The 25,855-nt window shown below is 66.5% G+C and carries 26 protein-coding genes and 1 pseudogene; 13 read left to right on the top strand and 14 right to left on the bottom strand.

Features of this window, described 5'->3' with window-relative positions; all coding sequences use genetic code 11:
• Positions 1-72 precede the first annotated feature (72 nt).
• A complete protein-coding gene (locus tag MSP7336_RS00375) occupies positions 73-1,077 on the bottom strand; it encodes an SMP-30/gluconolactonase/LRE family protein (RefSeq protein WP_069395285.1) in 1,005 nt (334 codons plus the stop codon).
• Positions 1,074-2,429, bottom strand: a complete 1,356-nt coding sequence (locus MSP7336_RS00370) for an aspartate aminotransferase family protein (protein ID WP_113962836.1) — start codon at positions 2,427-2,429, stop codon at positions 1,074-1,076. Before MSP7336_RS00370 ends, MSP7336_RS00375 begins: the two co-directional genes overlap by 4 nt.
• Before the next feature lie 80 nt (positions 2,430-2,509).
• On the opposite strand from MSP7336_RS00370, the gene MSP7336_RS00365 reads away from it, so the two are divergent.
• The 3 genes from MSP7336_RS00365 to MSP7336_RS00350 all read left to right on the top strand — a co-directional run bounded on the left by MSP7336_RS00365 (position 2,510) and on the right by MSP7336_RS00350 (position 4,743).
• Positions 2,510-2,866 carry a hypothetical protein gene (locus tag MSP7336_RS00365; protein WP_069395283.1) on the top strand — a complete coding sequence of 119 codons (357 nt, stop codon included), beginning with the start codon at positions 2,510-2,512 and terminating at the stop codon, positions 2,864-2,866.
• Between the two features lie 453 nt (positions 2,867-3,319).
• Positions 3,320-4,240 (top strand): sigma-70 family RNA polymerase sigma factor, encoded by a 921-nt coding sequence (locus MSP7336_RS00355; RefSeq protein WP_069395281.1) that lies wholly within the window; start codon positions 3,320-3,322, stop codon positions 4,238-4,240.
• 20 nt (positions 4,241-4,260) lie between these two features.
• Positions 4,261-4,743, top strand: coding sequence for a PPOX class F420-dependent oxidoreductase (locus tag MSP7336_RS00350; protein WP_181786488.1), 483 nt, complete (start codon positions 4,261-4,263; stop codon positions 4,741-4,743).
• Here the strand turns inward: MSP7336_RS00350 and MSP7336_RS00345 are convergent.
• The 5 genes and pseudogenes from MSP7336_RS00345 to sdhC form a co-directional block, all read right to left on the bottom strand.
• Positions 4,727-5,359: pseudogene (locus tag MSP7336_RS00345) on the bottom strand (carboxymuconolactone decarboxylase family protein); the annotation flags it as partial. The gene MSP7336_RS00350 and the pseudogene MSP7336_RS00345 sit on opposite strands and share 17 nt — an antisense overlap.
• A 99-nt stretch (positions 5,360-5,458) precedes the next feature.
• Complete coding sequence (locus tag MSP7336_RS00340) at positions 5,459-6,253, bottom strand: succinate dehydrogenase iron-sulfur subunit (RefSeq protein WP_113962835.1); 795 nt, start codon at positions 6,251-6,253, stop codon at positions 5,459-5,461.
• Entirely contained in the window at positions 6,253-8,007 is a 1,755-nt protein-coding gene (sdhA, locus tag MSP7336_RS00335) for a succinate dehydrogenase flavoprotein subunit (protein ID WP_069395277.1), read from the bottom strand. Before sdhA ends, MSP7336_RS00340 begins: the two co-directional genes overlap by 1 nt.
• Complete coding sequence (locus MSP7336_RS00330) at positions 8,004-8,438, bottom strand: succinate dehydrogenase hydrophobic membrane anchor subunit (protein WP_069395276.1); 435 nt, start codon at positions 8,436-8,438, stop codon at positions 8,004-8,006. The genes sdhA and MSP7336_RS00330 overlap by 4 nt, the downstream gene beginning before the upstream one ends.
• Complete coding sequence (sdhC, locus tag MSP7336_RS00325; protein WP_069395401.1) at positions 8,435-8,773, bottom strand: succinate dehydrogenase, cytochrome b556 subunit; 339 nt, start codon at positions 8,771-8,773, stop codon at positions 8,435-8,437. The genes MSP7336_RS00330 and sdhC overlap by 4 nt, the downstream gene beginning before the upstream one ends.
• 274 nt (positions 8,774-9,047) lie before the next feature.
• Between sdhC and MSP7336_RS00320 the strand changes: the two genes are divergently transcribed.
• From MSP7336_RS00320 to MSP7336_RS00310, 3 genes are read left to right on the top strand one after another with little or no spacing between them, the layout of a single operon-like run.
• A complete protein-coding gene (locus MSP7336_RS00320) occupies positions 9,048-9,440 on the top strand; it encodes a cytidine deaminase (RefSeq protein ID WP_232320977.1) in 393 nt (130 codons plus the stop codon).
• Complete coding sequence (locus MSP7336_RS00315; protein ID WP_069395274.1) at positions 9,437-10,714, top strand: thymidine phosphorylase; 1,278 nt, start codon at positions 9,437-9,439, stop codon at positions 10,712-10,714. The genes MSP7336_RS00320 and MSP7336_RS00315 overlap by 4 nt, the downstream gene beginning before the upstream one ends.
• On the top strand, positions 10,711-11,799 hold the full coding sequence (locus MSP7336_RS00310; RefSeq protein WP_069395273.1) for an adenosine deaminase: 1,089 nt from the start codon (positions 10,711-10,713) through the stop codon (positions 11,797-11,799). The genes MSP7336_RS00315 and MSP7336_RS00310 overlap by 4 nt, the downstream gene beginning before the upstream one ends.
• Here MSP7336_RS00310 and MSP7336_RS00305 read toward each other — a convergent pair.
• Positions 11,796-12,092, bottom strand: coding sequence for an Rv3488 family transcriptional regulator (locus MSP7336_RS00305; RefSeq protein ID WP_069395400.1), 297 nt, complete (start codon positions 12,090-12,092; stop codon positions 11,796-11,798). The two genes, MSP7336_RS00310 and MSP7336_RS00305, sit on opposite strands and share 4 nt — an antisense overlap.
• A gap of 2 nt (positions 12,093-12,094) precedes the next feature.
• Positions 12,095-13,537, bottom strand: a complete 1,443-nt coding sequence (locus MSP7336_RS00300) for a multicopper oxidase family protein (RefSeq protein WP_113962834.1) — start codon at positions 13,535-13,537, stop codon at positions 12,095-12,097.
• 88 nt (positions 13,538-13,625) lie between these two features.
• Between MSP7336_RS00300 and MSP7336_RS00295 the strand changes: the two genes are divergently transcribed.
• Both MSP7336_RS00295 and MSP7336_RS00290 read left to right on the top strand, forming a co-directional pair.
• Complete coding sequence (locus MSP7336_RS00295; protein WP_069395271.1) at positions 13,626-14,291, top strand: ABC transporter ATP-binding protein; 666 nt, start codon at positions 13,626-13,628, stop codon at positions 14,289-14,291.
• Positions 14,288-15,124 (top strand): ABC transporter permease, encoded by an 837-nt coding sequence (locus tag MSP7336_RS00290; RefSeq protein ID WP_069395270.1) that lies wholly within the window; start codon positions 14,288-14,290, stop codon positions 15,122-15,124. Before MSP7336_RS00295 ends, MSP7336_RS00290 begins: the two co-directional genes overlap by 4 nt.
• Here MSP7336_RS00290 and satS read toward each other — a convergent pair.
• Both satS and MSP7336_RS00280 read right to left on the bottom strand, forming a co-directional pair.
• Complete coding sequence (gene satS, locus MSP7336_RS00285; protein WP_069395269.1) at positions 15,055-16,350, bottom strand: protein export chaperone SatS; 1,296 nt, start codon at positions 16,348-16,350, stop codon at positions 15,055-15,057. The genes MSP7336_RS00290 and satS overlap by 70 nt on opposite strands.
• A 10-nt stretch (positions 16,351-16,360) precedes the next feature.
• Complete coding sequence (locus MSP7336_RS00280; protein WP_084226369.1) at positions 16,361-17,257, bottom strand: alkaline phosphatase family protein; 897 nt, start codon at positions 17,255-17,257, stop codon at positions 16,361-16,363.
• 181 nt (positions 17,258-17,438) lie between these two features.
• Between MSP7336_RS00280 and MSP7336_RS00275 the strand changes: the two genes are divergently transcribed.
• Together MSP7336_RS00275 and upp are read left to right on the top strand one after the other, a co-directional pair.
• On the top strand, positions 17,439-18,791 hold the full coding sequence (locus MSP7336_RS00275; protein WP_232320975.1) for a PE-PPE domain-containing protein: 1,353 nt from the start codon (positions 17,439-17,441) through the stop codon (positions 18,789-18,791).
• Positions 18,792-18,817: 26 nt separating this feature from the next.
• On the top strand, positions 18,818-19,441 hold the full coding sequence (gene upp, locus MSP7336_RS00270) for a uracil phosphoribosyltransferase (protein ID WP_069395267.1): 624 nt from the start codon (positions 18,818-18,820) through the stop codon (positions 19,439-19,441).
• 1 nt (position 19,442) lies between these two features.
• Here the strand turns inward: upp and MSP7336_RS00265 are convergent, their stop codons facing one another.
• Together MSP7336_RS00265 and MSP7336_RS00260 are read right to left on the bottom strand one after the other, a co-directional pair.
• Positions 19,443-21,014, bottom strand: coding sequence for a phospho-sugar mutase (locus tag MSP7336_RS00265; protein ID WP_113962833.1), 1,572 nt, complete (start codon positions 21,012-21,014; stop codon positions 19,443-19,445).
• Positions 21,011-21,814, bottom strand: a complete 804-nt coding sequence (locus tag MSP7336_RS00260; RefSeq protein WP_113962832.1) for a purine-nucleoside phosphorylase — start codon at positions 21,812-21,814, stop codon at positions 21,011-21,013. Before MSP7336_RS00260 ends, MSP7336_RS00265 begins: the two co-directional genes overlap by 4 nt.
• A gap of 57 nt (positions 21,815-21,871) precedes the next feature.
• On the opposite strand from MSP7336_RS00260, the gene MSP7336_RS00255 reads away from it, so the two are divergent.
• The 3 genes from MSP7336_RS00255 to MSP7336_RS00245 all read left to right on the top strand — a co-directional run bounded on the left by MSP7336_RS00255 (position 21,872) and on the right by MSP7336_RS00245 (position 25,268).
• Positions 21,872-23,056 (top strand): M20 family metallopeptidase, encoded by a 1,185-nt coding sequence (locus tag MSP7336_RS00255; RefSeq protein WP_069395264.1) that lies wholly within the window; start codon positions 21,872-21,874, stop codon positions 23,054-23,056.
• Positions 23,053-24,222 (top strand): amidohydrolase, encoded by a 1,170-nt coding sequence (locus tag MSP7336_RS00250; protein ID WP_069395263.1) that lies wholly within the window; start codon positions 23,053-23,055, stop codon positions 24,220-24,222. The genes MSP7336_RS00255 and MSP7336_RS00250 overlap by 4 nt, the downstream gene beginning before the upstream one ends.
• A gap of 158 nt (positions 24,223-24,380) precedes the next feature.
• The gene (locus MSP7336_RS00245) at positions 24,381-25,268 is read left to right on the top strand and encodes a PDDEXK family nuclease (RefSeq protein ID WP_069395398.1); all 888 of its coding nucleotides are present in this window, start codon (positions 24,381-24,383) and stop codon (positions 25,266-25,268) included.
• A gap of 81 nt (positions 25,269-25,349) precedes the next feature.
• On the opposite strand, the gene MSP7336_RS00240 is transcribed toward MSP7336_RS00245, so the two are convergent.
• Positions 25,350-25,838, bottom strand: coding sequence for a gamma-glutamylcyclotransferase family protein (locus tag MSP7336_RS00240; protein WP_069395262.1), 489 nt, complete (start codon positions 25,836-25,838; stop codon positions 25,350-25,352).
• Positions 25,839-25,855: the final 17 nt, after the last annotated feature.

Genomic DNA, 25,855 nt, shown 5'->3' with positions numbered 1-25,855 from the left:
GACTAGGCGATTGGCGCCACGATTTCCGGGAGCCGCGCTGTGACTGATGTTGCAGAAGTTAAAAACTGGGATTTACAGCGCGGTGGCTTGCAGGTCGACATATGCGACGGCGGGGTAGTTGATCGTGCCCATCCACAGCTTGCTGTCGGCCTCGACCAGACCGGTGACGACGCCGAAGTCGCGATGTGTGGTGCGCACCCCGGCCACAGCCGTGCCGTCGTCGGGGTCGAACGCGACCGCCCACACCTCGGGTTTGATGCGCGGTTGCAATCGCTCGGGCAACCGCCAGGCCGCCTTGCGCAGGATCGGCGCGCGTGGCAGTAGCCATTCCAGCGCGGTGTTGACCTCGGTCACCATCGCGACCCAGATCCGGCCGTCCGCACCGGTGGAGATGTTGTCGGGCATGCCCGGTAGGTGTACCGCCAGCGGCGTGACGGAGCCGGCCTGCGGACCGGTCAACCAATACTTCGACAGCCGCCGCGCCTGGGTCTCGGCGAACACCAAGGCCGATTCGTCAGCGGTCAGCGTCACGCCGTTGGCGAAGTACAGGCCGTCGACGAGCGTGCTGACGGCGCCGTCGGTGCCCAGCCGGAACAGGGCGCCACGCCCGCGTGCCTCGACGATGGCCGCGGTGTAGTGCTCGATGTGGAAGTCGCAGGTGGACTCGGTGAAATAGATTGTGCCGTCTGCAGTTTCGGTGACGTTGGAACAGAACATCAGCGCTCTGCCGTCCACTGATTCGACCAGCGACTGCAGTTTGCGGCTCACCGGATCCAGGGCCAGCAGTCCGCGGTAGCTATCGCAGACGAGCAGCCGCCCGTCGCGGGCAACGTGCATGCCCAGCGGGCGTCCGCCGGTGTCGGCGACGACGACGACGGGTTCTCCTCCGTCCGTGGGGATTTGAACGATCCGGCCGTCGTCCAATCCGGTCCACAGCCGGCCGCCGTTATCGACCACCACGTCCTCGGGTCCGTTGCCGGGCAACCGAACAACCGTGACGTCGGCCGACGGCACGGCGGGCAGCGGGTCGACGGGCGGGGGCTGCCAGCGCACCGGATTGACCCGTGGTTTCGTCATAGCCTGCTCCCGATCTCGGTCAGCACCTGACGCAGGGTGGATGCGATTTCGTCGAACTCGTCTTGGCCGCTGATCAGCGGCGGCGCCAGCACGATCGCCGGGTCGCCGCGCTCGTCGATGCGGCAGTACAGTCCCGCCTCAAAGAGTCCTGCCACGATTGCCGGCAGCAGCCGACGGCGATCCTCGGTCGTGAGGGTCTGCTTGGTGGCCTGGTCCTTGACCAATTCGATGGAGTAAAAGTAGCCCTCGCCGCGAACGTCGCCGACGATCGGAAGGTCGTAGAGCCCCTCCAACGCGGCGCGGAGTCGGGGCGCGTGGTGTTTGACGCGGTCGTTGAGACGCTCACGCTCGAAGATGTCCAGGTTGGCCAGCGCCACCGCCGCCGACACCGGATGCCCGCCGAAGGTGTAGCCGTGCGGGAACGTCGTCGCGCCGTCGTTGAACGGCTCGAACAATCGGTCGCTGGCGATCATCGCGCCGATCGGCGAGTAGCCCGACGTCAATCCCTTGGCGCAGGTGATCATGTCCGGCACGTAGCCGAAGTCGTCACAGGCGAACATCGAGCCGATCCGCCCATACGCGCAAATCACTTCATCGGAGACCAGTAGGACGTCGTACTCGTCGCAAATCTCGCGTACGCGTTCGAAATAGCCCGGCGGGGGCGGGATGCTGCCGCCCGCGTTCTGCACCGGTTCGAGGAACACCGCGGCGACGGTGTCGGGTCCTTGCGCCTCGATGGCCTCGCAGATCTGTTCGGCGGCCCACTGGCCGAACGCTTTGGCGTCGCTGCTGAACGGTTCGGGCGCACGGTAGAAGTTGGCGTTGGGCACGGTGACCGCGCCCGGGGTCAGCGGCTCGAACGGGGCCTGGTAGGCCGGGACATTGGTGATGGCCAGCGCACCCTGCGGGGTGCCGTGGTAGGCGACCGCCCGTGAAATCGCTTTGTATTTACCGGGTTTGCCGGTCAACTTGAAGTACTGCTTGGCCAGTTTCCACGCGGTTTCGACGGCTTCGCCGCCGCCGGTGGTGAAGAAAACCCGGTTCAGGTCGCCGGGCGCGTACTGGGCGAGTCGCTCGGCGAGTTCGATCGCGGTCGGGGGGGCATACGACCACAGCGGAAAGTAGGCCAGTGTGCGGGCCTGCTTCGCGGCCGCCTCGGCGAGCTCGTCGCGGCCGTGCCCGACCTGAACGACGAACAGCCCTGACAGCCCGTCGAGGTAACTACGCCCGCGGTCGTCGAAAATCCGCACACCCTCGCCGCGGGTGATGATCGGTCGGCTGATGTCGGGTCCGTGCTGGGCGAAGTGCAGCCACAGATGGCGATTGGCCTTCGCCCACAGGTCATCTGTCATCGTCTGCCGAGCGTAGCCCCGGGGCGCTTTGCGGCGCCGGTCTGCGCGATCAGGGGCTGCTACTGCTGTCGCTGCTGCTGGTGCTGCTGCTAGTTCCGCTGTCGCTGCTGCTGCTGGTCCCGCTGTCGGAGCTGCTGCCGGTGTCGGAGCTGCTGCCGGTGTCGGAGCTGCTGGTCCCGCTGTCGCTGCTGCTGCTTCCGCTGTCGGCGCTGCCGGTGCCGGGAGAATCGCCACCGGTGTTGTTGTCGCCAGTGTTGTTGTCGTCGGAGGTGCTGTCGCTGCCGGTGCTGGACGGACCGCCGCCGGGAGAGCTGTCGGTGCTGCCGCCGCCGGCGACATCACCCGGCGGTTGTGGACCGTCGGCCGGTGGGGTCGCCGGTGGTTGTGGACCGTCGGTAGGTGGTTCTGTCGGCGGCGCGGCGGTGGGCAGATCGTAGTCGTACGGCCCACCCGCACAAATGCCCGCCGGATCCCACGGGCACGCGGGATCGTTTGGCCCCATAGGCATGTCGGTGTCGGTCGGCGTTGTGTCGCAGGCACCGATCGGCACCCCGTCGCAGATGGGCGGGCAGGCGGGGTTCCACGGATTTGGTGCACAAGTGGGTTCGTCAGTGCTCACCGGATTGTCGGCATCGGCCGGGACGGCCATGCTGAGGGCCGGGATGACCATCAGCGCCCCCACCGCCGCCACCTTCGCGATACTGCGTTCGACAGCCGATCTAGTTGTCCCGCCCATTGATCACTCCTTCTGCGGTTTTACCCCGCGTGACGGCTGTCGGCACACGCCGAAACGTCTGTACGCACAATATCTTTGCTATTGGCGGGCCGGCACAAACTTTACCGATCAGCGCTCAGCAAACATGTCACGCCATCAGTTCTAGTCTGAAGTCATGACGGTTGCCCAACGAGCCGACGAGTTCGAGGCGCTGCGGCCCCACCTGCTGGCTGTCGCATACCGGCTGACCGGCACGTTCGCCGATGCCGAGGACATCGTGCAAGAAGCCTGGCTGCGCTGGGACGCCGCCGACAACCGGGAGGAGATCGCCGATCTGCGGGCATGGCTGACCACGGTGGTCAGCCGGCTTGGGCTCGATCGGCTGCGCTCCGCCGCACATCGGCGGGAGACGTATTTCGGCGAATGGCTGCCCGAGCCCGTGGTCACCGGTATCGACGCCGCCGACCCGCTCACCGCTGTTGTCGCCGGCGAGGACGCCCGCTTTGCCGCGATGGTCGTGCTCGAGCGGCTATCCCCGGATCAGCGGGTGGCTTTCGTGCTGCACGACGGGTTCGGGGTGCCGTTCACCGAGATCGCCGAGGTGTTGGGCACCAGCGCGGCAGCCGCCCGACAGTTGGCATCACGGGCTCGCCGGGCGGTGGCCGACGCGCCACCGCCGGCGCCGGATCCCACGCACAACGAGGTGGTGGGCAAGCTGATGGCGGCCCTCGCCTCGGGGGACATGGCCGCCGCCGTCGAGCTGCTGCATCCGGATGTGACATTCACCGGCGATTCCAACCGCAAGGCGCCTACCGCAGCGCGGGTTATCCACGGGGCGGACAAGGTGGTGCGCTTCATGCTCGGGCTTGCGCAGCGCTACGGTCCGTCCTTCTACACCGCGAATCAGCTGGCGCTGGTCAACGGCGAGCTGGGCGCCTACACGTCCGGAACATCCGGCGACGACGGGTATCAGGCGATGATGCCGCGGGTCACGGCGATGACGGTGCGCGACGGAAAGATCTGCGCCATCTGGGATATCGCCAACCCGGATAAGTTCACGGGTTCCCCGCTGCGCCAGCGATCCGATGACGGTTAACCACAGATTGGAGGACCAGCGTGGCCGGTAGGGTCACTCAGAAGTTGGGCGCGTTGATGTTTCGTGGCATGGACAAGCTGCGCCATCGCGACGCCTTCGACATCGGCGCGCCAACGGGCACCGACTTCACCGGCTTCGACAAGACCCGCCAGGTCGTGCTGGTGACGTACAAGCGCTCCGGTGAAGCGATGCCCAGTCCGATCAACCACGGCGTTGCCGACGGGAAGCTCTATGTCCGGACGGACGCTTCTACGGGCAAGGTCAAGCGGATTCGCAACAACCCGAACGTCGTGGTGGTGCCGAGCAACTTCCGCGGAAGACCCAAAGGCCAACCGGTCGCCGGGACGGCCAGGATTTTGCCCGAGTCCGAGCACGCCCTCGCGGACCAGGCGATCGCCGCAAACTGGAGCCTGCCGATGAGGCTGTTCGAGCGCAGCCTCGAGAAGGGCAGCGCCGCATTCGGCGTGCCGATGGCCTATATCGAGATCACTCCGGCCCGCTAGCCCAGGGAACCCGGCAGGCGTCGCCGGAGTTGAAGCCCTGTTCGGTGATCCCCAGCGCCGAGTACATCCGCGCACGCATGTTCTCCACACCGATCTGATACGTCAGTTCGATCACTCCGTCGTCGCCGAATCGGGCCCGCAGGTCGGCGACCTGCTCGTCGGTCACGCTGTGCGGGTCGGTGGTCATCGCGTCGGCGTAGGCGATCGCGGCGCGCTCGTCGTCGGTGTAAAGCGGCGACGTGGCGTAGTTGTCGATGTCCTTGAGTCGTTCGACGTCGAGGCCGTCGAGGCGCTGCAGCATGGCGCCGAAGTCGACGCACCATGAGCAGCCGATGGTTCGCGCGGTCCAGAACACGGCCAGCTCGCGAACACTCGCTGGCAGCTTGCGCGAGGCACGCTGCAGCATCGTCTCGTGCACGGCGTTGGCGACCAGCAGCCGCGGGTGATGCGCTGCGACCGTGAACGGCTCCGGAACCTCGCCGAACCGGCGCTTGGCGTACCGGTACATGACGCGGGTCAGCAGGTTAGCCCTCTTCGGGGGCAGTGGTTCGATACGAGTTTTCTGTGTCATACCTTGTGTCATACCCCTCAGACGAGGTGGCTCGCCAATGTGTGACAGCGGCCCCGGCGCGAGCGGGCGTGTTCGTACGCCGACACGCCGCAAATGGCGACATTTTGCGCCCGCTCGCGGCAAAGCGGGGGGCAAAGCGGGAGGTCAGCGCGCGAACATCAGCGCCCGCTTGACCTCCTGGATGGCCTTGGTCACCTCGATGCCGCGCGGACAGGCCTCGGTGCAGTTGAACGTCGTGCGGCAGCGCCACACGCCGTCGACCTCGTTGAGGATCTCGAGCCGCTCGGCGGCGCCCTCGTCGCGGCTGTCGAAGATGAACCGGTGCGCGTTGACGATCGCCGCCGGCCCGAAATACGAACCCTCATGCCAGAAGATCGGGCAACTGGTGGTACACGCCGCGCACAGGATGCACTTGGTGGTGTCGTCGTAGCGCGCGCGATCGGTCTGACTCTGGATGCGCTCGCGGGTCGGCGGGTTGCCGCTGGTGATCAGGTATGGCTTGACCGCGCGGTAGGCGTCGAAGAACGGCTCCATGTCGACGATGAGATCCTTCTCCACCGGCAGTCCGCGGATCGGTTCGACGGTGACGGTCAACTGTTTGCCCGGCTTTTTGGGCACCAGGTCACGCATCAGCACCTTGCAGGCCAGCCGGTTGACCTCGTTGATCCGCATCGCGTCCGAGCCGCATACCCCGTGGGCGCAGGACCGCCGGAAGGTCAGTGTGCCGTCGAGATAGCTCTTGATGTAGATCAGCAGGTTGAGCAGCCGGTCGCTGGGAAGACACGGAACCCGGAAGCTCTGCCAGCCACCGGAATCGGCGTACTGGTCGGGGTTTTCCGGGTTGAAGCGGGCTATCTTCACCGTCACCATCACCGAGCCTTCGGGAATCGGCGGCAACGGCGGATCGCCGGGTTCGGGCTTGTCGACGACCGAACTCATCAGTACTTCCGTTCCTTGGGTTCGTAGCGGGTCTGCACCACCGGCTTGAAGTCCAGCCGGACATCACTGAGCAGATCGCTGCCCTGCTTGTAGGCCATGGTGTGGCGCATGTAGTTGGTGTCGTCGCGGTTGGGGTAGTCCTCACGTGCGTGTCCGCCGCGGGACTCTTTGCGGTTCAAGGCGCCGACGACGGTGACTTCGGCCAGTTCCAGCAAAAAGCCCAGCTCGATCGCTTCCAGCAGGTCGCTGTTGAAACGCTTTCCTTTGTCGTGCACCGTGATTCGGGAGTAGCGCTCCTTGAGCGCGTGAATATCGGTGAGCGCCTGCTTGAGCGTCTCCTCGGTGCGGAACACCGCGGCGTTGTTGTCCATGGTCTGCTGCAGCGCGCCGCGGATATCGGCGACGCGTTCGTTGCCGTGCTCGGACAGGATGTTGCTCACCCAGCCGACCACCATCGCCGCCGGCTCCGGCGGCAACTCGACGAAGTCGTGACCCAGCGCATAGTTGGCGGCGGCGATGCCGGCGCGGCGGCCAAACACGTTGATATCCAACAGTGAATTGGTGCCGAGTCGGTTCGCGCCGTGCACCGACACGCACGCGCACTCGCCCGCAGCGTATAGCCCGGGCACGGTGCTGGTGTTGTCGCGCAGCACCTGTCCGGTGACGGTCGTCGGGATGCCGCCCATCACGTAGTGGCAGGTCGGGTAGACCGGAACCAGCTCGGTGACCGGGTCCACACCCAGATAGGTGCGGGCGAACTCGGTGATGTCGGGCAGCTTGGCGTTGAGCACCTCTTCGCCGAGGTGGCGCACGTCGATGTAGACGTAGTCCTTGTTCGGACCGGCCCCCCGACCTTCCAACACCTCGCGCACCATCGAGCGGGCGACGATGTCACGTGGCGCCAAATCGACGATCGTCGGCGCGTAACGCTCCATGAAGCGCTCGCCCTCGCCGTTGAGCAGCCGGCCACCCTCGCCGCGCACCGCCTCGGAGATCAAGATGCCCAGACCTGCCAGGCCGGTCGGATGGAACTGGTGAAATTCCATGTCCTCCAACGGAAGTCCCTTGCGGAAGACCACACCCATGCCGTCGCCGGTCAGCGTGTGGGCGTTGGAAGTCGTCTTGTACATCCGTCCCGAGCCGCCGGTGGCGATTACCACCGCCTTGGCATGGAAGACGTGGATGTCGCCACTGGCCAGCTCGTAGGCGACAACTCCGGAGGCCACCGGACCGCCGCGCGTTTCGGTCAGCAGCAGGTCGAGCACGTAGAACTCGTTGAAGAACTCGACGTCGTGCTTGACGCAGTTTTGATACAGCGTTTGCAAGATCATGTGGCCGGTGCGGTCCGCGGCGTAACAGGCCCGGCGCACCGGGGCTTTGCCGTGATCGCGGGTGTGTCCGCCGAAGCGGCGCTGGTCGATTCGGCCGTCGGGGGTGCGGTTGAACGGCATCCCCATCTTCTCCAGGTCCAGAACCGCGTCGATGGCTTCCCGGCACATGATCTCGACGGCGTCCTGGTCGGCGAGGTAGTCGCCGCCCTTGACGGTGTCGAAGGTGTGCCATTCCCAGTTGTCGTCTTCGACGTTGGCCAGCGCCGCGCACATACCGCCCTGCGCGGCGCCGGTGTGGCTGCGGGTCGGATACAGCTTGGTCAGTACGGCGGTCCGGGCACGCGGACCCGCCTCGACGGCAGCCCGCATACCGGCGCCGCCGGCGCCGACGATCACCACGTCGTATCGGTGCTGGTGAATCATGAGATATTCGGGTCGAAGGTGAGCAGGGTGTAGGTGCCGAGCACCAGCGTGAACAACATCGACAGCACCAGCAGGGTGTTGAGCCAGAACCGGGTGGAATCCTTGCGGGAATAGTCGTCGATTATGGTGCGCAGCCCATTGCCGCCGTGCAGCTGCGCCAGCCACAACAGCAACAGATCCCACGTCTGCCAAAACGGCGAATGCCAGCGCTGCGCCACATAGTTGAAATCGATGCGATAGACGCCGTCGTCCCACATCAACATCACGAACAGGTGCCCGAGCGCCAGAAACACCAGCACAATTCCGGAGAACCGCATGAACAGCCAGGCGTACTTCTCGAAGTTGGGCATCCCGGTGCGACGGCGCGGCGCCCGGGGGTTGTCCAGGCCGGCGGGCCGGTCGTGGCTGCGCTGACGGACCGGGGCGCTCATCCGAACCGCGCCAGCATGTGCATGCCGACCACCACGGTGGCCGGAACCATGACCAGCAACCAGATGATGCCGGTCGTCCAGAACATCAGCCGCTGGTAGCGCGGCCCATGCTCCCAGAAGTCGATGAGGATGACCCGAATGCCGTTCAGTGCGTGGTAGAGCACCGCGGCCACCAACCCCAGCTCCATCAGGCCGACGATCGGGGTCTTGTAGGTTTCGACAACCTCGTTGTAAGCCTGTGGTCCGACCCGGACCAGCGCGGTGTCCAGCACGTGCACGAACAGGAAGAAGAAGATCGTTGCGCCGGAGATCCGGTGCAGTACCCAGGACCACATCCCCGGATCACCCCGGTACAACGTCCGGCGCAGCGGTTTGGCGCTCGATGTCGCCGTCGTCATCAGCGTCCTCCAACGGTGGACTTCGGCCCGACGATGCAGGGTGTTTCATGGCCGGTCGGGCAATTTAATGTAGCCCCAATCGCACCGTTTGATGAACCGGTTGCGCGTCGCGCACGCGGGGCGCGACGACCGATCTAGGGTGGGCTTGTGACTTGGCCAACACTGCACCCCGGCGCCGCAATGCGTCTCGCCCGCAACCGCTATCATGGCCGTGGCTGCCGAGATTGATTGGAAAGTGCTGCGGGACAATGCAATCCAGGCAGCACAGTGCGCTTATGCCCCGTATTCGCGGCTGCAGGTCGGGGCGGCTGCGCTGGTCAACGATCGCCGCGTCGTGACCGGCTGCAATGTGGAAAATGTCTCATATGGTCTAGGTCTCTGTGCCGAGTGTGGTGTGGTCAGCGCCCTGCATTCGAGCGGCGGCGGCAGGCTGCTGGCTTTGGTCTGTGCTGACGCCCGTGGGTCACTGCTGATGCCCTGCGGACGCTGTCGGCAGGTGCTGTTGGAGCATGGCGGGCCGGATCTGCTGATCGATCATCCCGACGGGCCGCGCCGGCTCGGTGACCTGCTGCCCGAGCCGTTCGGCCCGGACGACCTGCCGTGATTTTCGACGCGCCGACCATCATCAAGGTCAAACGCGACGGCGGCCGGCTGTCCGGGGCCGCCATCGACTGGGTCATCGACGCCTACACCGGCGGGCTGATCGCCGAGGAACAGATGTCGGCGCTGCTGATGGCGATTTTCCTCAACGGCATGGACGCCGAGGAGACCGCGCGGTGGACCGATGCGATGGTGGCTTCCGGTGAGCGGCTGGACTTTACCGACCTGCCGCGCAAGACGGTCGACAAGCATTCCACCGGCGGGGTCGGGGACAAGATCACGTTGCCGCTGGTGGCCGTCGTCGCCGCCTGCGGCGCGGCGGTGCCGCAGGCATCCGGCCGGGGGTTGGGGCACACCGGCGGCACCCTGGACAAACTGGAATCGATCGCCGGATTCACCGCTGATTTGCCGAATAGTCAAGTGCACCAACAGCTTCGGGACATCGGCGCGGCGATCTTCGCGGCCGGACGGCTGGCCCCGGCCGACGCGAAGCTGTATGCGCTGCGCGACGTCACGGCGACCGTCGAGTCGCTGCCGCTGATCGCCAGCTCGGTGATGAGCAAGAAACTGGCCGAGGGTGCCGGCGCGCTGGTTCTCGACGTGAAGGTCGGGTCCGGAGCGCTGCTGCGCTGCGAGGAGCAGTGCCGTGAGCTCGCCCAGACGATGGTGGCCCTCGGTGCGTCCCACCGCGTGCCCACCACCGCGCTGCTGACCGACATGAACTGCCCGCTCGGCCGCACCGCCGGCAACGCCCTGGAGGTCGCCGAGTCACTCGACGTGCTGGCCGGCGGGGGGCCACCCGATGTCGTGGAGCTGACCGTCGCGCTGGCGACCGAGATGCTGCAGCTCGCCGGGGTCGACGCCGAGGATCCGGCGCAGACGTTGCGCGACGGCAGCGCGATGGACCGGTTCCGTGCTCTAGTCGCCGCCCAGGGCGGCGACTTGTCGGTACCGTTGCCGATTGGTAGGTGTTCAGAGACCGTCACTGCAAGTCGGAGCGGCACAATGGGCGACATCGATGCGATGGCGGTAGGGCTGGCGGTGTGGCGGCTCGGCGCGGGGCGGTCCCGGCCAGGTGAGCGGGTGCAGCCCGGCGCGGGTGTGCGCATCCATCGGCGGCCCGGGGAACCGGTAGCCGCCGGCGAGCCGCTGTTCACGCTCTATACCGACACCCCGGAACGCTTCGGCGCGGCGATGGCCGAACTGGACGGCGCCTGGGCCGTCGGAGACACCGCGCCGGCCCGGCGGCCGCTGATCATCGATCGGATCACCGCGTGACCACGCCGCTGACCCTCGAGCAGATCGAAAAGGCACCGAAGGCGCTGCTGCACGATCACCTCGACGGGGGGCTGCGACCGTCGACGGTGCTGGACATCGCCGGCCAGATCGGATACGAGGGGCTGCCGGCCACCGAGGTCGACGAGTTGGCGACCTGGTTTCGCACCCGCTCGCACAGCGGCTCGCTGGAGCGCTATCTGGAACCGTTCTCCCACACCGTGGCGGTCATGCAGACGGCCGAATCACTGCATCGGGTGGCCTACGAATGTGTCGAAGACCTGGCGGCTGACTCGGTGGTGTACGCCGAGGTGCGCTTTGCGCCGGAGTTGCATATCGACCGCGGGCTGTCATTCGACGAGATCGTCGAGGCGGTGTTGGCCGGCTTCGTCGACGGAGAAAAGGCGTGCGCGGCCGCCGGACGCCCCATTGTGGTGCGGCTCTTGGTCACCGCGATGCGCCACGCGGCGGTGTCCCGCGCGATCGCTGAGCTGGCGATCCGATTCCGGGACAAGGGGGTTGTCGGTTTCGACATCGCCGGGGCCGAGGCCGGCAACCCACCGACGCGGCACCTCGACGCATTCGAATACATGCGAGACAACAACGCGCGCTTTACTATTCACGCGGGTGAAGCGTTCGGGCTGCCGTCCATTCACGAGGCGATCGCGTTCTGCGGTGCCGACCGGCTGGGCCACGGTGTGCGGATCGTCGACGACATCGAAGTCGCCGAGGACGGCTCGATTCGGTTGGGTCGGCTGGCATCGATCCTGCGGGACAAGCGAATTCCGCTGGAATTGTGCCCGAGCTCCAATGTGCAGACCGGCGCGGTGAAGAGCATCGCCGAGCATCCGTTCGACCTGTTGGCACGCGCCCGCTTCCGGGTGACGGTCAACACCGACAACCGGCTGATCAGCGACACCACGATGAGCAGCGAAATGCACCGGCTGGTCGAGGCATTCGGCTACGGCTGGAGTGATCTGGAGCGGTTCACCATCAACGCAATGAAGTCGGCTTTCATCCCGTTCGACGAGCGGCTGGCCATCATCGACGACGTCATCAAGCCGCGGTATGCGGTACTGATCGGCTAGTCGCCGAGCACCTCGGCCGCCAACTCGCGCAGCACCCGGCGATCCTCGGCGAGTGCCTTGCGGCCGGCTCGGGTGGCGGCATACACGCGGCGCGAGCGGCCGTCGACGACCAGCCGCCGGGAGGTCAGTAGACCGTCGGCTTCGAGTCTGTGCAGCGTTGGGTACAAAGTGCCGGGGCTGACGTCATAGCCGTGGCGCTTTAGCTCCTCGGTAAGCCACGCGCCGTGGACCTCGTCATCGGCGGCGTGATGCAGGATGTGAAGCCGTATGGCTGCCCGCTTGAACTCCCGCATGATCACGAACACCGAAGCAATGTCATAAAGCCGAAATCCATGTGCAGTTGTTGGTGGCAGTGCAGCAGCGACAAGCTCGGCTGGTCGGCGAGGAAGTCGACGTCCATGGTTTGATAGGCGCCGAGCATGGCGACGTCTTTACGGATGCCGGCGGTGGGTGTGCCTGCAACATGGGTGATTTCGAAAGTATGCCGGTGCAAGTGCATGGGATGCAGGTCATCCGTGGCATTACGGAATCGCAGGCGGTACCGCTTGCCGTGGGTGATATCGATTACGGGCTGCTTGCTGTCCATCGTGAAAGGCGCGCCGTTGATGGTCCACATGTTGAACCCGTCGTGGACGGCGTTCTGCTTTTCGATCAGCAGGTCGATGACGTGGTCGACCGCCGCCGGGCGTTGGTGCTCAGCGGCGAATAACCGGTAGTCCCAACGAAACGGGGGTGGTCGACCCCACCTCGGCTGGCCCGTGCGGCCTGCGTATTCGACGACGATCCCCATTCCGGAACGGCGGTCCTCGTCGGAAAGATCACCGAGAATCCAGACACCGGGGTTCGTCATCTCGAGCAGTGCCGATATCCGCTCGCCGGCACCCAGCCACAACACCGGCACCGCAGCGGGTTTGGGCACCTTGTTGCCGTCGAGCGCAACGACCGTGAAGGTGTGGCCGGGCAGGGCCAGGCTGCGGTTTTCGGTCGCACTGCCGTTGAGCACCTGAAGCAGCACCCGCTCGCCGGACTTCACCCGTATCGGCTCGCCGTGCCCAAGGGTGCGTCCGTTGACAGTGAAGGTCTCGTAGCCGATCTCGTAACCGTGCGGCATTCCCGCCGCGATCGATCTGGCCATTGCCCGCTCGCCGACATCACGTAACTGGGCAACCGGTTCCCCGGCCAGGAAGTCGCTGGACATTTCCTCGCTCTGGGTGAGGCTGGGCTCGAATTCCTTGAGCGTGAGAAACACTTCTCGGTCGTACGCGCCGGGCTCGTTGCGGGGCTCGATGTATACCGGACCGACCAGACCGCCGTACTGACCACCGGATAGATCGGCGCCCGGCGTGAGGTGGGTGTGGTAGAACCGCAAACCCGCCGGCCCGGGGACAAACGAAATCTGGCGCATGCCATGCGCGGGAATGAACGGGGTGCCTTCTTCAGCGGATCCGTCGACATCCACCGGTACCTGCTGTCCGTGCCAATGCAGCTGCTGAGGAGCGTCGGTTTCGTTGTAAACGTCCACACGTGACTGTTTTCCTGCGGTGAATCGCAGCAGCGGACCGGGGAATTGGCCGTTGTAGGTCGTGGTCGAGATGACTTTACCGGGCGCAGTCTCGACATCGCTCTGGGTAATCCGCAAGGTGTAGTCGGGCTTCGCCGGGGCGCGCGAACAACTGGCCACCCCTGCGGCAGTCAGCATGGCCGCGCTGCTCCACTTGAGGAAGTCACGTCGATCCATCGACGTCACTGCGGGCCGCACTCGAAACACGATATCGAAAACCGATACAGTCTGCTTTGCGGGGTACCTGAGCCGGTGAGGAGGCGCGGTGACCGAGACCGAGTCAGTGTTCGACTTCGACAACGTCGTAGTCGAGCGCGACGGGCGGCGCGCGCTCGACGGATTCACCGCCGCCGTCCCGGCGAGCGGGGTCACCGTGGTGTTCGGCCCGTCGGGATCGGGCAAGTCGACATTGCTGCGGCTGTGCAATCGGTTAGAGGTGCCCACAAGCGGGCGAGTGTCGTTCTGCGGCGACGATATAGCCGAAATCGACCCGCTCTGGCTGCGCCGGCGGGTGGGCATGTGTTTTCAGCGGCCGACACCGTTTCCCGGCACCGTCGCCGACAACCTGCGCACCGCCGACCCGGATGCAACCGATCAGCAAATGATCGACATGCTGGGGCGGGTGGCATTGACCGGGTCCTGGCTTCAGCGCGATGCGACCGCGCTGTCCGGCGGAGAGGCGCAGCGGGTCTGCCTGGCCCGCACGCTGATGGCGCAGCCCCAGGTGCTGCTCTTGGACGAACCGACCTCCGCCGTCGACGCCGCCGCCGCAGGCGAGATCGAACGCGCGGTGCGGCAACTTTCCGACGACGACAAAATCCCCGCCCTGTGGGTCACCCACGATGCCGCGCAAGCCGAGCGGATCGCCGACTGGGTCGTGCACATCGACAAAGGCCGCTGCACGGGGTTCGGACCGGAGGTGAAGCGATGAACGGACACGTCAGCTGGGTGGGATTGGCGATATCGCTGACGCTGGTGGGCTTCGCCGCGGCGATATCCCTGTGGCAGCGGCTGGGTTTGGAGCGGCAGGTGGTGTGGTCGGCGGCGCGCGCGCTGGTCCAGCTGCTGCTGGTGGGCGGCGCCCTGACGCTGCTGTTCGAGCCGGGGCGCTCGCTGTGGTGGTCGTGGGCATGGACCGCGGGCATGGTGGCCTACGCCGGCGACGTCGCCCGCCGACGCGCACCCGAAGTGCCCCGGTTGGCGCCCCTGACGATCGTCGCGTTCGGCGCCGCAGCCGTCATCACGCTTTCAGTGCTGTTCGGGCTGAGGGTGTTTCCACTGCGGCCGCAAACCCTGGTGCCGATCGCCGGGATGATGATCGGCAACTCGATGACCGCCACGGTCTTGGTGGCCCGGCGCCTGGTCGACGAGCTGCGAGACAAACGCGACGAGGTGGAAGCCCGGCTGGCCCTCGGGCAGCCATACCGTCAGGCCGCCACGCCCTATCTGCGAACGGCCTTGCGCTCGGCGCTGTCGCCGCAAATCGAGACCACCAAAGCCACCGGGCTGGTGTTTTTGCCCGGTGCGATGACCGGCCTCATCCTGGCGGGGGTGCCGCCGGTGCAGGCCGTGCTGGTGCAAGCGGTGGTGATGTTCTTGATCTTGGGATCGGTTGCGATCACCACTGTGGTGGTCGCGCTCGGCCTGGTGCGTCGGGTGTTCACCCGCGACCACCGGCTGCTGCCGCTCGGCGGCTACTCGCGCCTCAGCCGCGACTCCACAAAGCGGTCCAGCGCCTCCCACTCCCGAACCGCCTCGGCGTAGGGCGGCGTCGGCTCGGGCACCGACCCCGGGTCGAGGACATGGGCCACCAGTGCTCCCAGCGGGCGTTCGGTCGCCAACGCCTTCTCGACGGTGTTGTCTTCGGCGTAGTCGCCGACATCGCGCAGCAACTCGACGACCAGCTCGAGCTGCTCACGGTCGACCGCGTCGGGTCCGTCAGCGAAATCCTCGGCCAGCCCGCTCAGCACGTAGACGTTGTCGTCGGTGACGTCGATCTGCAGCGAACCGTCGGTGGCGGCGGTGCGGATGTCGTCATAGGTGCTCATGTCCGACAGGTCGTGGTCGTGCTCGTCGGCCAGATAGCGCGCCAGCGCCCGCTCCGAGCTGAACACACTGATACGCCCGTTGCGGCCGAGAAAGACCGGGCGGTCGTCGAAGTAGCAGCGCAGGGTGTAGAACGTGCCGGCGCCGGTCATGATCCGGATCGGGTCGATGCCCACCTTCAACCAGAAGTCCTCGTCGCTACCCAGCACCGCAACATCGCCGGGCGCGCGGCCCTGTTCCTGCGCTGGTTCGGCGTCGTCACCCGCGTCTTCTTCGGCGACCTCTTCGGTGTCCTTTTCGGTGTCTTCTTCGGTGTCTTCTTCGGTGTCCTGGGGCTCCTCTTCGAGCGGCTCGGCCAATTCGTCGGCGGCCTTCGACGACGCCGCCGCATCGACCTCCGGCGTGGTGACGACGCCGTCGATAGAGGCGAGGACGTCGTCCCAATTGCGCCCGATGATTTCGGCGATAGCGTTCCAGCGCTTGAGTCCGGCACGGCCGCTGAAGTGCTCGATGCCGCCGGCCACCGTGGCGAGGCTGGGGTTTCCGTTGAAGAACTTGCTCACCGCCGGCAGCTCGCACACCGATCCGATCGAGGAGACGATCGCCAGCGTGCCCGCCAACGCCGTCACCGATTCCGCGGTCGGTTTTTCCGCTACCAGCTCTTCGACCGCCATCAGGTCGAACTGTCTGTCTTCGGCGGGGTTCAGCTTGTGCGCGTTGGCCTCCGTCAACGCCTTCCAGCCGGGATGATCGGCCAGGTCGTGGTCGGTGTTGGTGCGCACGAATGCGACCAGGTCGGCAGCGGTGGAGAAGCCGTACAGGTCTTCGTCTTTGCCCAGGAACGCTTCCCACTCGTCACCGGCATCCCGCCAGCGCGGTGCCCAAATGGTGTAACGGTCGCCGGCGGTCAGGCTCAAACGAATGGGCACGAGGTCAGCAGCCATGCGGCAAAGGCTAGCCGACCCAAATGTCGGTGATCGCCGGCGCCCGCGCCGCCAGACCCAGCTTCGGCAGTCCATACATCTGCTCGAGGGTCGACAGCACGTTGTAGTGACTGATCGGCTGACTGTAGGTTCCCGGCTTGACGTTGGCGCCGTAGAAGATGGTCGGAATCTGATTGCGCTGGCTGTTGTCGTCTTCGTCCCAGGTCAAGATCAGCAGGCTGTTGTTTGCCTTCGCCCATTCGGCGTAGGACGACAGGTTGCGGTACAGCCAGGTGTCGCCTTGCGCGATCGAGCCGTCGTGCATGTCGTTGTCGACGTTGGGGATGACGAACGAGACGGTGGGTAGGCTCGCGTAGCTTCCGGGCGGCGGAAAAGCCGAGAACGGGACCGAGTTGGTGCGGGGAATGTTGCTGAAGTTCACCCACGGTGCGTGCTTGCGCGCGTACTTGCCGGCGCTGCAGACCTCCGAACCGACGGCGGGCAGGCTTTCGGCGAAACCCACGAAGGTGCGTCCGCTGGCCAGCAACTGCGAACCCAGGTTCGGAGTGTTGCCGGCGTTGACCGGGCAGGTGTTCTCGGTGACGCCCAAGGTGCTTCCGGCGAACAGGGCGAAGTAGTTGGGTTGGCTCGGATGGACTTCGGCGAAGGATTGCGTCATCGATGCTCCGCCTGCGGCCAGCGAGTTGATGTAGGGCGCGGCACGGTTACCGATGACGTTGGCGTACGAGCGGTTTTCTTCGACAACGACAACGACGTGTGCGGGAGTCGGAACGCCCGCTGCGGCCAAGCGCGGCGGCGGGCCGGCGCGGTCCGCCGGGACGGGCCCCAGCGTCGCCGCCGTCGCGAGCACACCGAGCAGCCCGGCAGCGCGCAGCCGATTGCTTTTCGGTCGGTGTGGGCCTCGCATGGCCGCAGTATATGAACGGTTTTGGCTGCTGACGGGGATCGTCGACGTGTGTTGACAGTCGAGAAAATATTTGATTTTGACCCCCGCGGGCGCGCGCGGAGGGCATCATCGGCGCTGGAGTTTGGACTGGTTGGGAGAGGTCGCGATGTCAGGTCGAAGGTCCCGTTCACGAGCTAACGCGATGCTGGCAATTGCCGGCGCGGCCGCCCTCGGAGCGACGTCGGTCCTGGTGTCGACGGTCGATGTGAAAACAATCCTCGCTGAAGCCGCGCTGCTGGCCAACGAAGGCTGGATCATGAGCGGCACCGGTGTTCCCGACCCCACCGTGGGCGACTACATGAGCCAGGTCGAAAACCTTTACCTGCAACCGTTTTCCACATACGACTTCCACGGCTTGCTCACTCCCGAGGAGTTCTGCCCGCCGATATGCTTCCCCGGGCCTCCCGGCCACCCGGAATGGACCAACCTGAATTTCGGCGACTCGTTGAACGTGGGCGCCCAGCAACTCGACGATGCGATCGTGCCGCAGCTCGAAAACGGCGACAATGTCGTCGTATTCGGGTATTCGCAGAGCGCCGTGATCGCCACCATGGAGATGCAAAATCTCATCGAGAATCCGCCAGGGGGTGACTTCGACCCGAGCAACCTGCATGTGGTGGTGATCGGTAGCCCGAATAATCCGATCGGCGGCATGCTGGACCGCTTCGACTTCCCGAACGGCCTGGACGGCGAGCCCCAGCACCTGCCGTTCCTGAATGTGCCGCTGAGCATCGGGCCGACCCCGACCGACGCATTCGCGACCGACGTCTATACCGCCACCTACGACGGATGGGCCAACTTCCCTGCGGATCCCACCAACCTGCTGGCCGTCATCAACGCCCTGGTCGGGGTCCAAACGGTGCACGGGTTGTACCCGCATCCCGGCACGACCCTGGACATCGACAACATCGTTGATCTGGGCACCATCGGCGAGACCCACTTCTACAGCATCCCGGCGCCGCTGCCGTTGCTGGCGTTTCTGCACGACGCCGGGCCGGCGGGGCAGTTCTTCTACGACGCCTTCGCGCCGGGCATGGCGCTGGGCATCAATTGGGCTTACGGCAACCCCGGGGACCCGTTCGTCGGCGTCAACGGCACCGACGCCATCGGTCCCTGGCAGGTCAACGCGTCGGGCGAACTCGTGGAGTCCGATGTCTTCGGCTTCTTCCCGAAGATGGATCCGCTGCAAATGCTCGCCGGTATGCAATATGCCGGCGTGCAAAGTTTTGTGGGCCCGATCAACGTCCTGCTGGACGAGGCGGGCCAGTCACCGATTCCGCAATCGGTTGTCGACTCGATGCTGTCGGGCTACAACTTCACCAATGAGCTGGATCAGTTGCTGCTCAACTCCTGGAGCGACTTGGCCGAGTCGTTGAATTTGTCCGACATTCTCGGCCCGGACGCCATTTTCGACGGTGCGCCGCTGATATCCGGAGAGCCGTTGCTCGCCCTCATCGGCTTCGGGTTCGACATCTTCAACTTCTTCGGGGCCTAGGCCACCGGGCCGTAAGGTCGACCGTTGTGGATGTGCGCATCGTCGATCACCCGCTGGCCGCCGCCCGGCTGACCACGTTGCGCGACGAACGCACCGACAGCGCGGCCTTTCGTGCCGCGCTGCGGGATCTGACCTTGATGCTGGTCTACGAGGCCACTCGTGATGCGTCCTGCGAGATCGTCATGGTGCATACGCCATTGGCCGAAACAGCCGGGACGCGCCTGGCTAACCCGCCGTTGCTGGTGCCGGTGTTGCGGGCCGGGCTGGGCATGGTGGATCAGGCGCACGCGCTGCTGCCGGAAGCTCGGGTGGGCTTCGTCGGCGTGGCCCGCGACGAGCAGACCTTCCGTCCAGTCCCGTATCTGGAGTCGCTGCCCGACGATCTGCGCAGCCAGCCGGTGATGGTCCTCGACCCGATGCTGGCCACCGGCGGGTCGATGACCCACACCATCGAATTGTTAACTCGTCGCGGCGCGCACGACATCACCGTGCTGTGTGTGGTTGCGGCGCCGGAAGGCCTTGCGGCACTGGAGAAAGCAGTGCCGGGGGCGCGCGTGTACACCGCCGCCATCGACGAACGGCTCGACGAGCGCGCCTATATCGTTCCGGGTCTCGGTGACGCCGGAGACCGGCAATTCGGGCCGCGTTGACCTACCAGCGCTGCACCTCGGCCACCAGTCTGGTGCGCACCTCGGCGGCACGGTCGCGATCAGGGCAGCGAACCTCGACGTAGAACTTGACCTTTGGTTCGGTTCCCGACGGGCGCACCACCACCCTTGCCCACGTGTCGGCGTCACCGCCGGTGAAGACCAGTGCGTCGGTGTCTGGTCTCAGATCGGTTGTGTTGGCGGTGAATTCGACCAGCCGCGTGGGCGGCGCTGTTCGCAGTCGTTGCATGAGGGCGGCCGCCTCGTCGGCGTCGGTGACCGGTCGGGACACCGCGGCGCCCACATGGAAGCCGTAGCGGCGGGCGGGGTCGTCGAGGGCGTCGAGCCCCGACCGCCCCCGCCGTTTCAGGTCGGCCACCAGGTCGCAGGCCAGCACCGCTGCGCTGATGCCGTCCTTGTCGCGGACCGAGTCCGGATCGACGCAGTGCCCGATCGCCTCCTCGTAGGCGTAGAGCAGTGTGGCGTCGGGCAGATCCGCGTCGGCGCGGGCCAACCATTTGAAACCGGTCAGCGTCTGCACGTGACGCGCGCCGTAGTGTGCGGCGATCGCTGCCAGCATCCGCGAGGACACCACGGTGCTCGCCACCACACTGCGGTCGGGTGCCTCGGTGTGCGAAAGCAGGTAATCGCCAAGCAGCCAACCGGTTTCGTCGCCGGAAAGCATCCGCCAACAACCGTCCGGATTCGGCACCCCGACCGCACACCGGTCAGCGTCGGGATCCAGCGCGATCGCGATGTCGGAGTGGACGTCTGCGGCCAGAGCCAGCAGTGCGTCGGTGGCGCCGGGCTCTTCGGGGTTGGGAAACGCGACGGTGGGGAAGCCGGGATCCGGCGCGAACTGCGCGGCGACGGTGTGCACGTCGTCGAAGCCGGCGCGCCGCAGTGTCTCGACCGCGACCACGCCGCCGACCCCGTGCAACGGCGTCAGCGCTATCCGAACCGAGCCCGACGAGCGTCGCACCCGTGCCGCACGCTCGATATAGCGCTGGACCAGATCGGTGGTGGCGGGTTCGACGGGTGCCCGGGGTATCTGGTCGGCGAACGGCGCCGTGGCCATTGCGGTTTCGATGGCGCGGTCGACGGGGGAGACGATCTGGATCCCGCCCTCGAAATACACCTTGTAGCCGTTGTCGCTCGGCGGGTTGTGCGACGCGGTGATCTGGATTCCGGCCGCCGCTCCGAGCTTTCGCACCGCGAACGCCAGCACCGGTGTCGGCACCGGGTTCGGCAGTAGGGTGACCGAGAACCCCTGGGCGGCTAGTACTTCCGCGGTAGCGACAGCGAACTCGGCCGAGCCGTGCCGAGCGTCGCGACCGACGATCACCGTTTTCGGGCCTTGGCGGTCGTTGAGGACTTGCGCCACCGCCCAGCTGGCGCGCATCACCACGGCGAGGTTCATCGCGTCCGGGCCGCCGCGCACCGGCCCGCGCAACCCGGCGGTGCCGAACTTCAGCGGCCGCGCGAACCGCGCGGACAGCTCAGCGGCGTCGCATGCGGCCAGTTCGGCGCGAGTCACCGGGTCGGGGTCGTGGGCTATCCAGTCTTGGGGGGTCACAGCCGGGCGACCACGTCGGCCAGCAGCGAACCCATCCGCGTCGCCGACGCCGCCCCCGCGGCCAGCACCTCGGCGTGACTGAGCGGTTGGCCGGTGATTCCGGCCGCCAGGTTGGTCACCAGCGACACACCCAGGACCTCAGCGCCGGCCGCGCGCGCCGCGATCGTCTCGTGCACGGTGGACATGCCCACCAGATCGGCCCCGAGCACCCGCAACATCCGTATCTCGGCCGGCGTCTCGTAGTGCGGTCCGGGCATAGCCGCGTACACCCCTTCGGCCAGCGCCGGGTCGACGGTGCGGGCGAGCGCCCGCAGCCGCGGCGCATAGGCGTCGACCATGTCCACGAACTGCGGCCCGACCAGCGGCGAGCGCGCGGTCAGGTTCAAGTGATCGCTGATCAGCACCGGCTGGCCGACCTCGAATTCGGGCCGCAGCGCACCGGATGCGTTGGTGAGCACCACCACGCGCGCCCCGGCCGCGCACGCCGTCCGGATTGGATGCACGACGTGCAGCAGGTCATGGCCCTCGTAGGCGTGGATGCGACCGGCCAGCACCAACACCCGATGGGCACCGATCCGCACCGACGTAACCTCGCCGGTGTGCCCCACCGCGGTGGGCGGAGTGAAGCCGGGCAATTCAGCCATCGACAACACCGCGGTCGCGTCGCCCAGCGCCGCGACGGCCGGCGCCCAGCCCGAGCCCAGAACGATCGCGACGTCGTGTTCTATGATGCCGGTGGCCTCGGCGATGAGCTTCGCCGCCCGGTCGGCAAGTGCCTCGGGATCGGGCGGAGCAGTCACAGACGGGGAGCTTAGTCCTTGTAATCGCCGATATTGGCCAGGTGAGATACTGCAAGAGTGCCCACAGCCACCGCGTCGGATGCCGTCGAAGACGCGGTACGGCGCCGGGGCATCGACCTGATCGAGTTGTCCCACGCGATTCACGCCGAACCGGAGTTAGCGTTCGCCGAGCATCGCAGCTGCGCGAAGGCCCAGGCATTGGTAGCGCAGCGTGGCTTTGAAATCACCGTTGCTGCAGGAGGTTTGGACACCGCATTTCGCGCCGACTTCGGCGGCGGGCCATTGGTTGTCGCCGTCTGCGCCGAATACGACGCGTTACCGGGAATCGGACATGCCTGTGGGCACAACATCATCGCCGCATCGGCGGTCGGTACCGCGCTGGCGTTGGCGGACGTGGCCGAGGACTTGGGCCTGACGGTCGCGCTGATCGGCACCCCCGCCGAGGAATTCGGCGGTGGCAAGATCCTGCTGCTCAAGGCCGGTGTCTTCGACGACGTCGCGGTCGCGGTGATGATGCACCCCGCGCAGGTCGACATCGCGGCAGCGCGATCACTGGCGCTATCGGGCATCCGGGTCCGCTACGACGGCCGGGAGGCCCATGCGTCGGTGGCGCCGTACCTGGGGGTCAACGCCGCCGACGCGGCCACCATCGCCCAGGTCGCCGTCGGCTTGCTGCGCCAACAACTGGTGCCCGGCCAGCAGGTGCACGGGATTGTCACCGACGGCGGGCAGGCCGCCAATGTCGTTCCGGCCCGCACCGAACTGCAGTACGCGCTGCGTGCGCCCGACCGATCACTGCTGCGGGATCTGGAAGCCAGGGTGGGCGACTGCATGCTGGCCGGTGCGGTGGCCACCGGCTGCGATTACAGCGTCGAAGCCACCGAGCCGACCTACGACGCGCTCAAGTCCGACCCCTGGCTGACCGGCGCGGTCCGCGACGAGATGGTGCGGCTGGGGCGGGTACCGCTCGACGATGAGCTCGAATCGGCGTCCGCGGTCGGTAGCACCGACATGGGCAATGTCACCCAGCTACTGCCGGGGATTCATCCGATGGTCGCCGTGGACACCGACGGTGCGTCACTGCATCAACCCGCGTTCACCGCGGCCGCGGTCAGTCCCAGCGCGGACCGCGCGGTAATCGACGGCGCAATCATGTTGGCGCGCACGGTGGTTCAACTCGCCGAGGCGCCGCGCGAACGCGACCGGGTGTTGGCGGCACGCGAGCTGCGAGCGGCATCATGAGCCTGAGTGACATCGCCGAATCCTGGCTGGCCGCCCATCACGACGAGCTGATCGAGTGGCGTCGGCACATCCACCGCTACCCGGAGTTGGGCCGCCAGGAGTTCGCCACCACACAATTCGTCGCCGAGCGGTTGGTCGACGCGGGGCTCAACCCCAAGGTGCTGCCGGGTGGGACCGGCCTGATCTGCGATTTCGGACCTGAGCATCAGCCGCGGATTGCGCTGCGCGCCGACATGGATGCGCTGCCGATGGCCGAGCGCACCGGCGCCCCCTACGAGTCGACGATGCCCAACGTCGCGCACGCCTGCGGCCACGACGCGCACACCGCGATCCTGCTGGGCACTGCGCTGTCGTTGGCCTCGGTGCCCGAACTGCCGGTCGGGGTGCGGTTGATTTTCCAGGCCGCCGAAGAACTGATGCCCGGTGGCGCGATCGACGCCATCGCCGCCGGCGCGCTGTCCGGGGTGAGCCGCATCTTCGCGCTGCACTGCGATCCGCGGCTGGCCGTCGGACGGGTCGCGGTGAAACCGGGCCCGATCACGTCGGCCGCCGACCGGCTGGAGATCGTGTTGTATTCCCCCGGCGGGCATACCTCGCGGCCACACCTGACCGCCGATCTGGTTTACGGGATCGGCACCCTGATCACCGGGGTGCCCGGTGTGTTGTCGCGGCGCATCGACCCGCGCAGGAGCACGGTGTTGGTGTGGGGCGCGGTCAACGCCGGCGTGGCCGCCAACGCCATCCCGCAGACCGGAGTGCTGGCCGGCACGGTCCGCACGGCCAGCCGGGAGACCTGGCAGAGCCTGGAGGGCATCATCCGGGAGGCGGTGTCGTCGCTGTTGGCGCCGCTGGGGATCGAGCACACGCTGGCCTACCACCGCGGGGTGCCGCCGGTGGTCAACGAGGAGGTGTCGACCCGGATCCTCGCGCACGCCATCGATGCCGTCGGCCCTGAGGTGCTGGCCGACACCCGCCAATCCGGCGGCGGGGAAGACTTCTCCTGGTATCTGGAGGAAGTGCCCGGCGCGATGGCACGGCTGGGGGTGTGGCCGGGTCACGGCCCGCAGCTGGATTTGCACCAGCCGACGTTCGACCTCGACGAGCGGGCCCTGGCGATCGGCGTGCGGGTCATGGTCAACATCGTCGAACAGGCCGCTCTGGCTTAGCTTTTGCGCCCCTTTTTGGCCGCGAGCGGGCGTGTCTGTACGCCGACACGCCGCACGGGCTAGCAATTTGCGCCCGCTCGCGGGGCGGTGCCGTAGCTATGCACAGGCATGCGTGGGGTGAATGCCGCAGCGCTCAGAGTGGCTCCACGATGACCGCCATGAACCAACAGCTCACACGGCTGCTCGATCAGCAAGGCGGGGTTGTGACGTCAGGTCAGGCGCTGACCCTGCTGACCCGGCGTGAACTTGAGTCTGCACTGAAACATGGTGTTCTGCAATGGCTTTGGCATGGCGTGTACTGCCGCGGCGAAGTGGATACCCAATTGCGGCTCCGCGGCTTGGACCTGGCTACCGGAAACACAGTCGCCATGTGCCTGGGTACAGCCGCAGCCGCCTATGGCTTCGACACAGAAGACACCAGGGACTTGCATGTCCTCGATTCCGGTGACCATAACTTGCGGTCTGTCAACGGTCTTGTCGTCCATCGACGCAAGGACGCCCCGCTGACCATGGTTGGCGGCCGGCTTGCGACCGCTCCGGCGTGGACTGCCATCGAGGTGGCGCGTGCCCTGCGGCGGCCCCGAGCACTGGCAACGCTGGACGCGGCGCTGCGAAGTCGGACCTGCAGCCATGACGACCTGCGCAGGTCAGCGGCACTCCAGTCCGGCCGTCGCGGCATCGTGGCTGTGCGTCAGCTGCTTCCGCTGGCTTCTCCAGAGGCGGAGTCACCTATGGAAAGCGAGGCCCGGCTCGTCATGCTCGACGGTGGTTTGCCTACGCCGGTGCTGCAATACGAAATCCTTTGCAATGACCGGCAAGTTTGGCGGGTCGACTTTGCCTGGCCCGAGTACGGCGTGGCTGCGGAATACGATGGCGTCGATTGGCACGCCGGGCCGGAGGCCTTCGTGCGAGATCGCCGTCGCACGGCTGCCCTGCAAGAAGTGGGTTGGGCGGTTGTGCCGATCGTCGCCGAAGACGTCAGACGACGGCCGTGGGAGCTTGTCCGCCGTATCGAGATCCAGCTGGAGCGTTCGAAGGCTGCCTAATCCTGCGCACGAACGGGCGGAAATTGTCGGCACGCACGGCGTGTCGCCGTACAGACACGCCCGCTCGCGGCAAAAAAAGAATTACTCGCCGTGGCCGGGGCCGATGTTGCGGGCGGGGCGGGTTCGCAGGTCATGCACGTATTCCGGTGGCGCCCCGGCGATTTCGGCGGCATCAGCCATCACACCCAGATAGTGGGCGGACGGCAGCCCGCCTTCCCAGGCGTCGACGACGTACAACCAGGCCAGCACCGGCTCGGGGGCAGCGTCCGGAGAAAACCCGGTCAACCGCTCCACACGGCATCGGATCTTCTTGTGGATGCCGAGCTCGGACCCCTCCCATTGGTCGAGATTGCGCTCGTCGGCCGGTGTCACGTCGTAGAGCACCACGAAGACTTTCGAGCCCGGATCCTCGACGACGGTGGCCAGCGCCCCCTCCCAGCCGATGTCCTCGCCACCGAAGGTCAGCCGCCAGCCGTGCAGCCAACCGGTTCCCGCCATCGGCGAATGCGGCGCCCGCTTGAGCATCTGCTCCGGATGCATGTTCGACCCGTAGGCGGCATAGAGCGGCACGGTCCAAAAGCTTAGAC

Source organism: Mycobacterium shimoidei (genome assembly GCF_900417275.1).
Lineage (GTDB): Bacteria > Actinomycetota > Actinomycetes > Mycobacteriales > Mycobacteriaceae > Mycobacterium > Mycobacterium shimoidei.
This window is presented reverse-complemented; position numbering and strand designations above follow the sequence as displayed.

Coding starts and splice junctions, on each gene's coding strand:
- MSP7336_RS00375 (WP_069395285.1), bottom strand. CDS start 1,077: ATGACGAAACCACGGGTCAATCCGGTGCGCTGGCAGCCCCCGCCCGTC.
- MSP7336_RS00370 (WP_113962836.1), bottom strand. CDS start 2,429: ATGACAGATGACCTGTGGGCGAAGGCCAATCGCCATCTGTGGCTGCAC.
- MSP7336_RS00355 (WP_069395281.1), top strand. CDS start 3,320: ATGACGGTTGCCCAACGAGCCGACGAGTTCGAGGCGCTGCGGCCCCAC.
- MSP7336_RS00340 (WP_113962835.1), bottom strand. CDS start 6,253: ATGAGTTCGGTCGTCGACAAGCCCGAACCCGGCGATCCGCCGTTGCCG.
- sdhA (WP_069395277.1), bottom strand. CDS start 8,007: ATGATTCACCAGCACCGATACGACGTGGTGATCGTCGGCGCCGGCGGC.
- MSP7336_RS00330 (WP_069395276.1), bottom strand. CDS start 8,438: ATGAGCGCCCCGGTCCGTCAGCGCAGCCACGACCGGCCCGCCGGCCTG.
- sdhC (WP_069395401.1), bottom strand. CDS start 8,773: ATGTGGTCCTGGGTACTGCACCGGATCTCCGGCGCAACGATCTTCTTC.
- MSP7336_RS00305 (WP_069395400.1), bottom strand. CDS start 12,092: ATGCGGGAGTTCAAGCGGGCAGCCATACGGCTTCACATCCTGCATCAC.
- MSP7336_RS00300 (WP_113962834.1), bottom strand. CDS start 13,537: ATGGATCGACGTGACTTCCTCAAGTGGAGCAGCGCGGCCATGCTGACT.
- MSP7336_RS00290 (WP_069395270.1), top strand. CDS start 14,288: ATGAACGGACACGTCAGCTGGGTGGGATTGGCGATATCGCTGACGCTG.
- satS (WP_069395269.1), bottom strand. CDS start 16,350: ATGGCTGCTGACCTCGTGCCCATTCGTTTGAGCCTGACCGCCGGCGAC.
- MSP7336_RS00280 (WP_084226369.1), bottom strand. CDS start 17,257: ATGCGAGGCCCACACCGACCGAAAAGCAATCGGCTGCGCGCTGCCGGG.
- MSP7336_RS00275 (WP_232320975.1), top strand. CDS start 17,439: ATGCTGGCAATTGCCGGCGCGGCCGCCCTCGGAGCGACGTCGGTCCTG.
- MSP7336_RS00250 (WP_069395263.1), top strand. CDS start 23,053: ATGAGCCTGAGTGACATCGCCGAATCCTGGCTGGCCGCCCATCACGAC.
- MSP7336_RS00245 (WP_069395398.1), top strand. CDS start 24,381: ATGAACCAACAGCTCACACGGCTGCTCGATCAGCAAGGCGGGGTTGTG.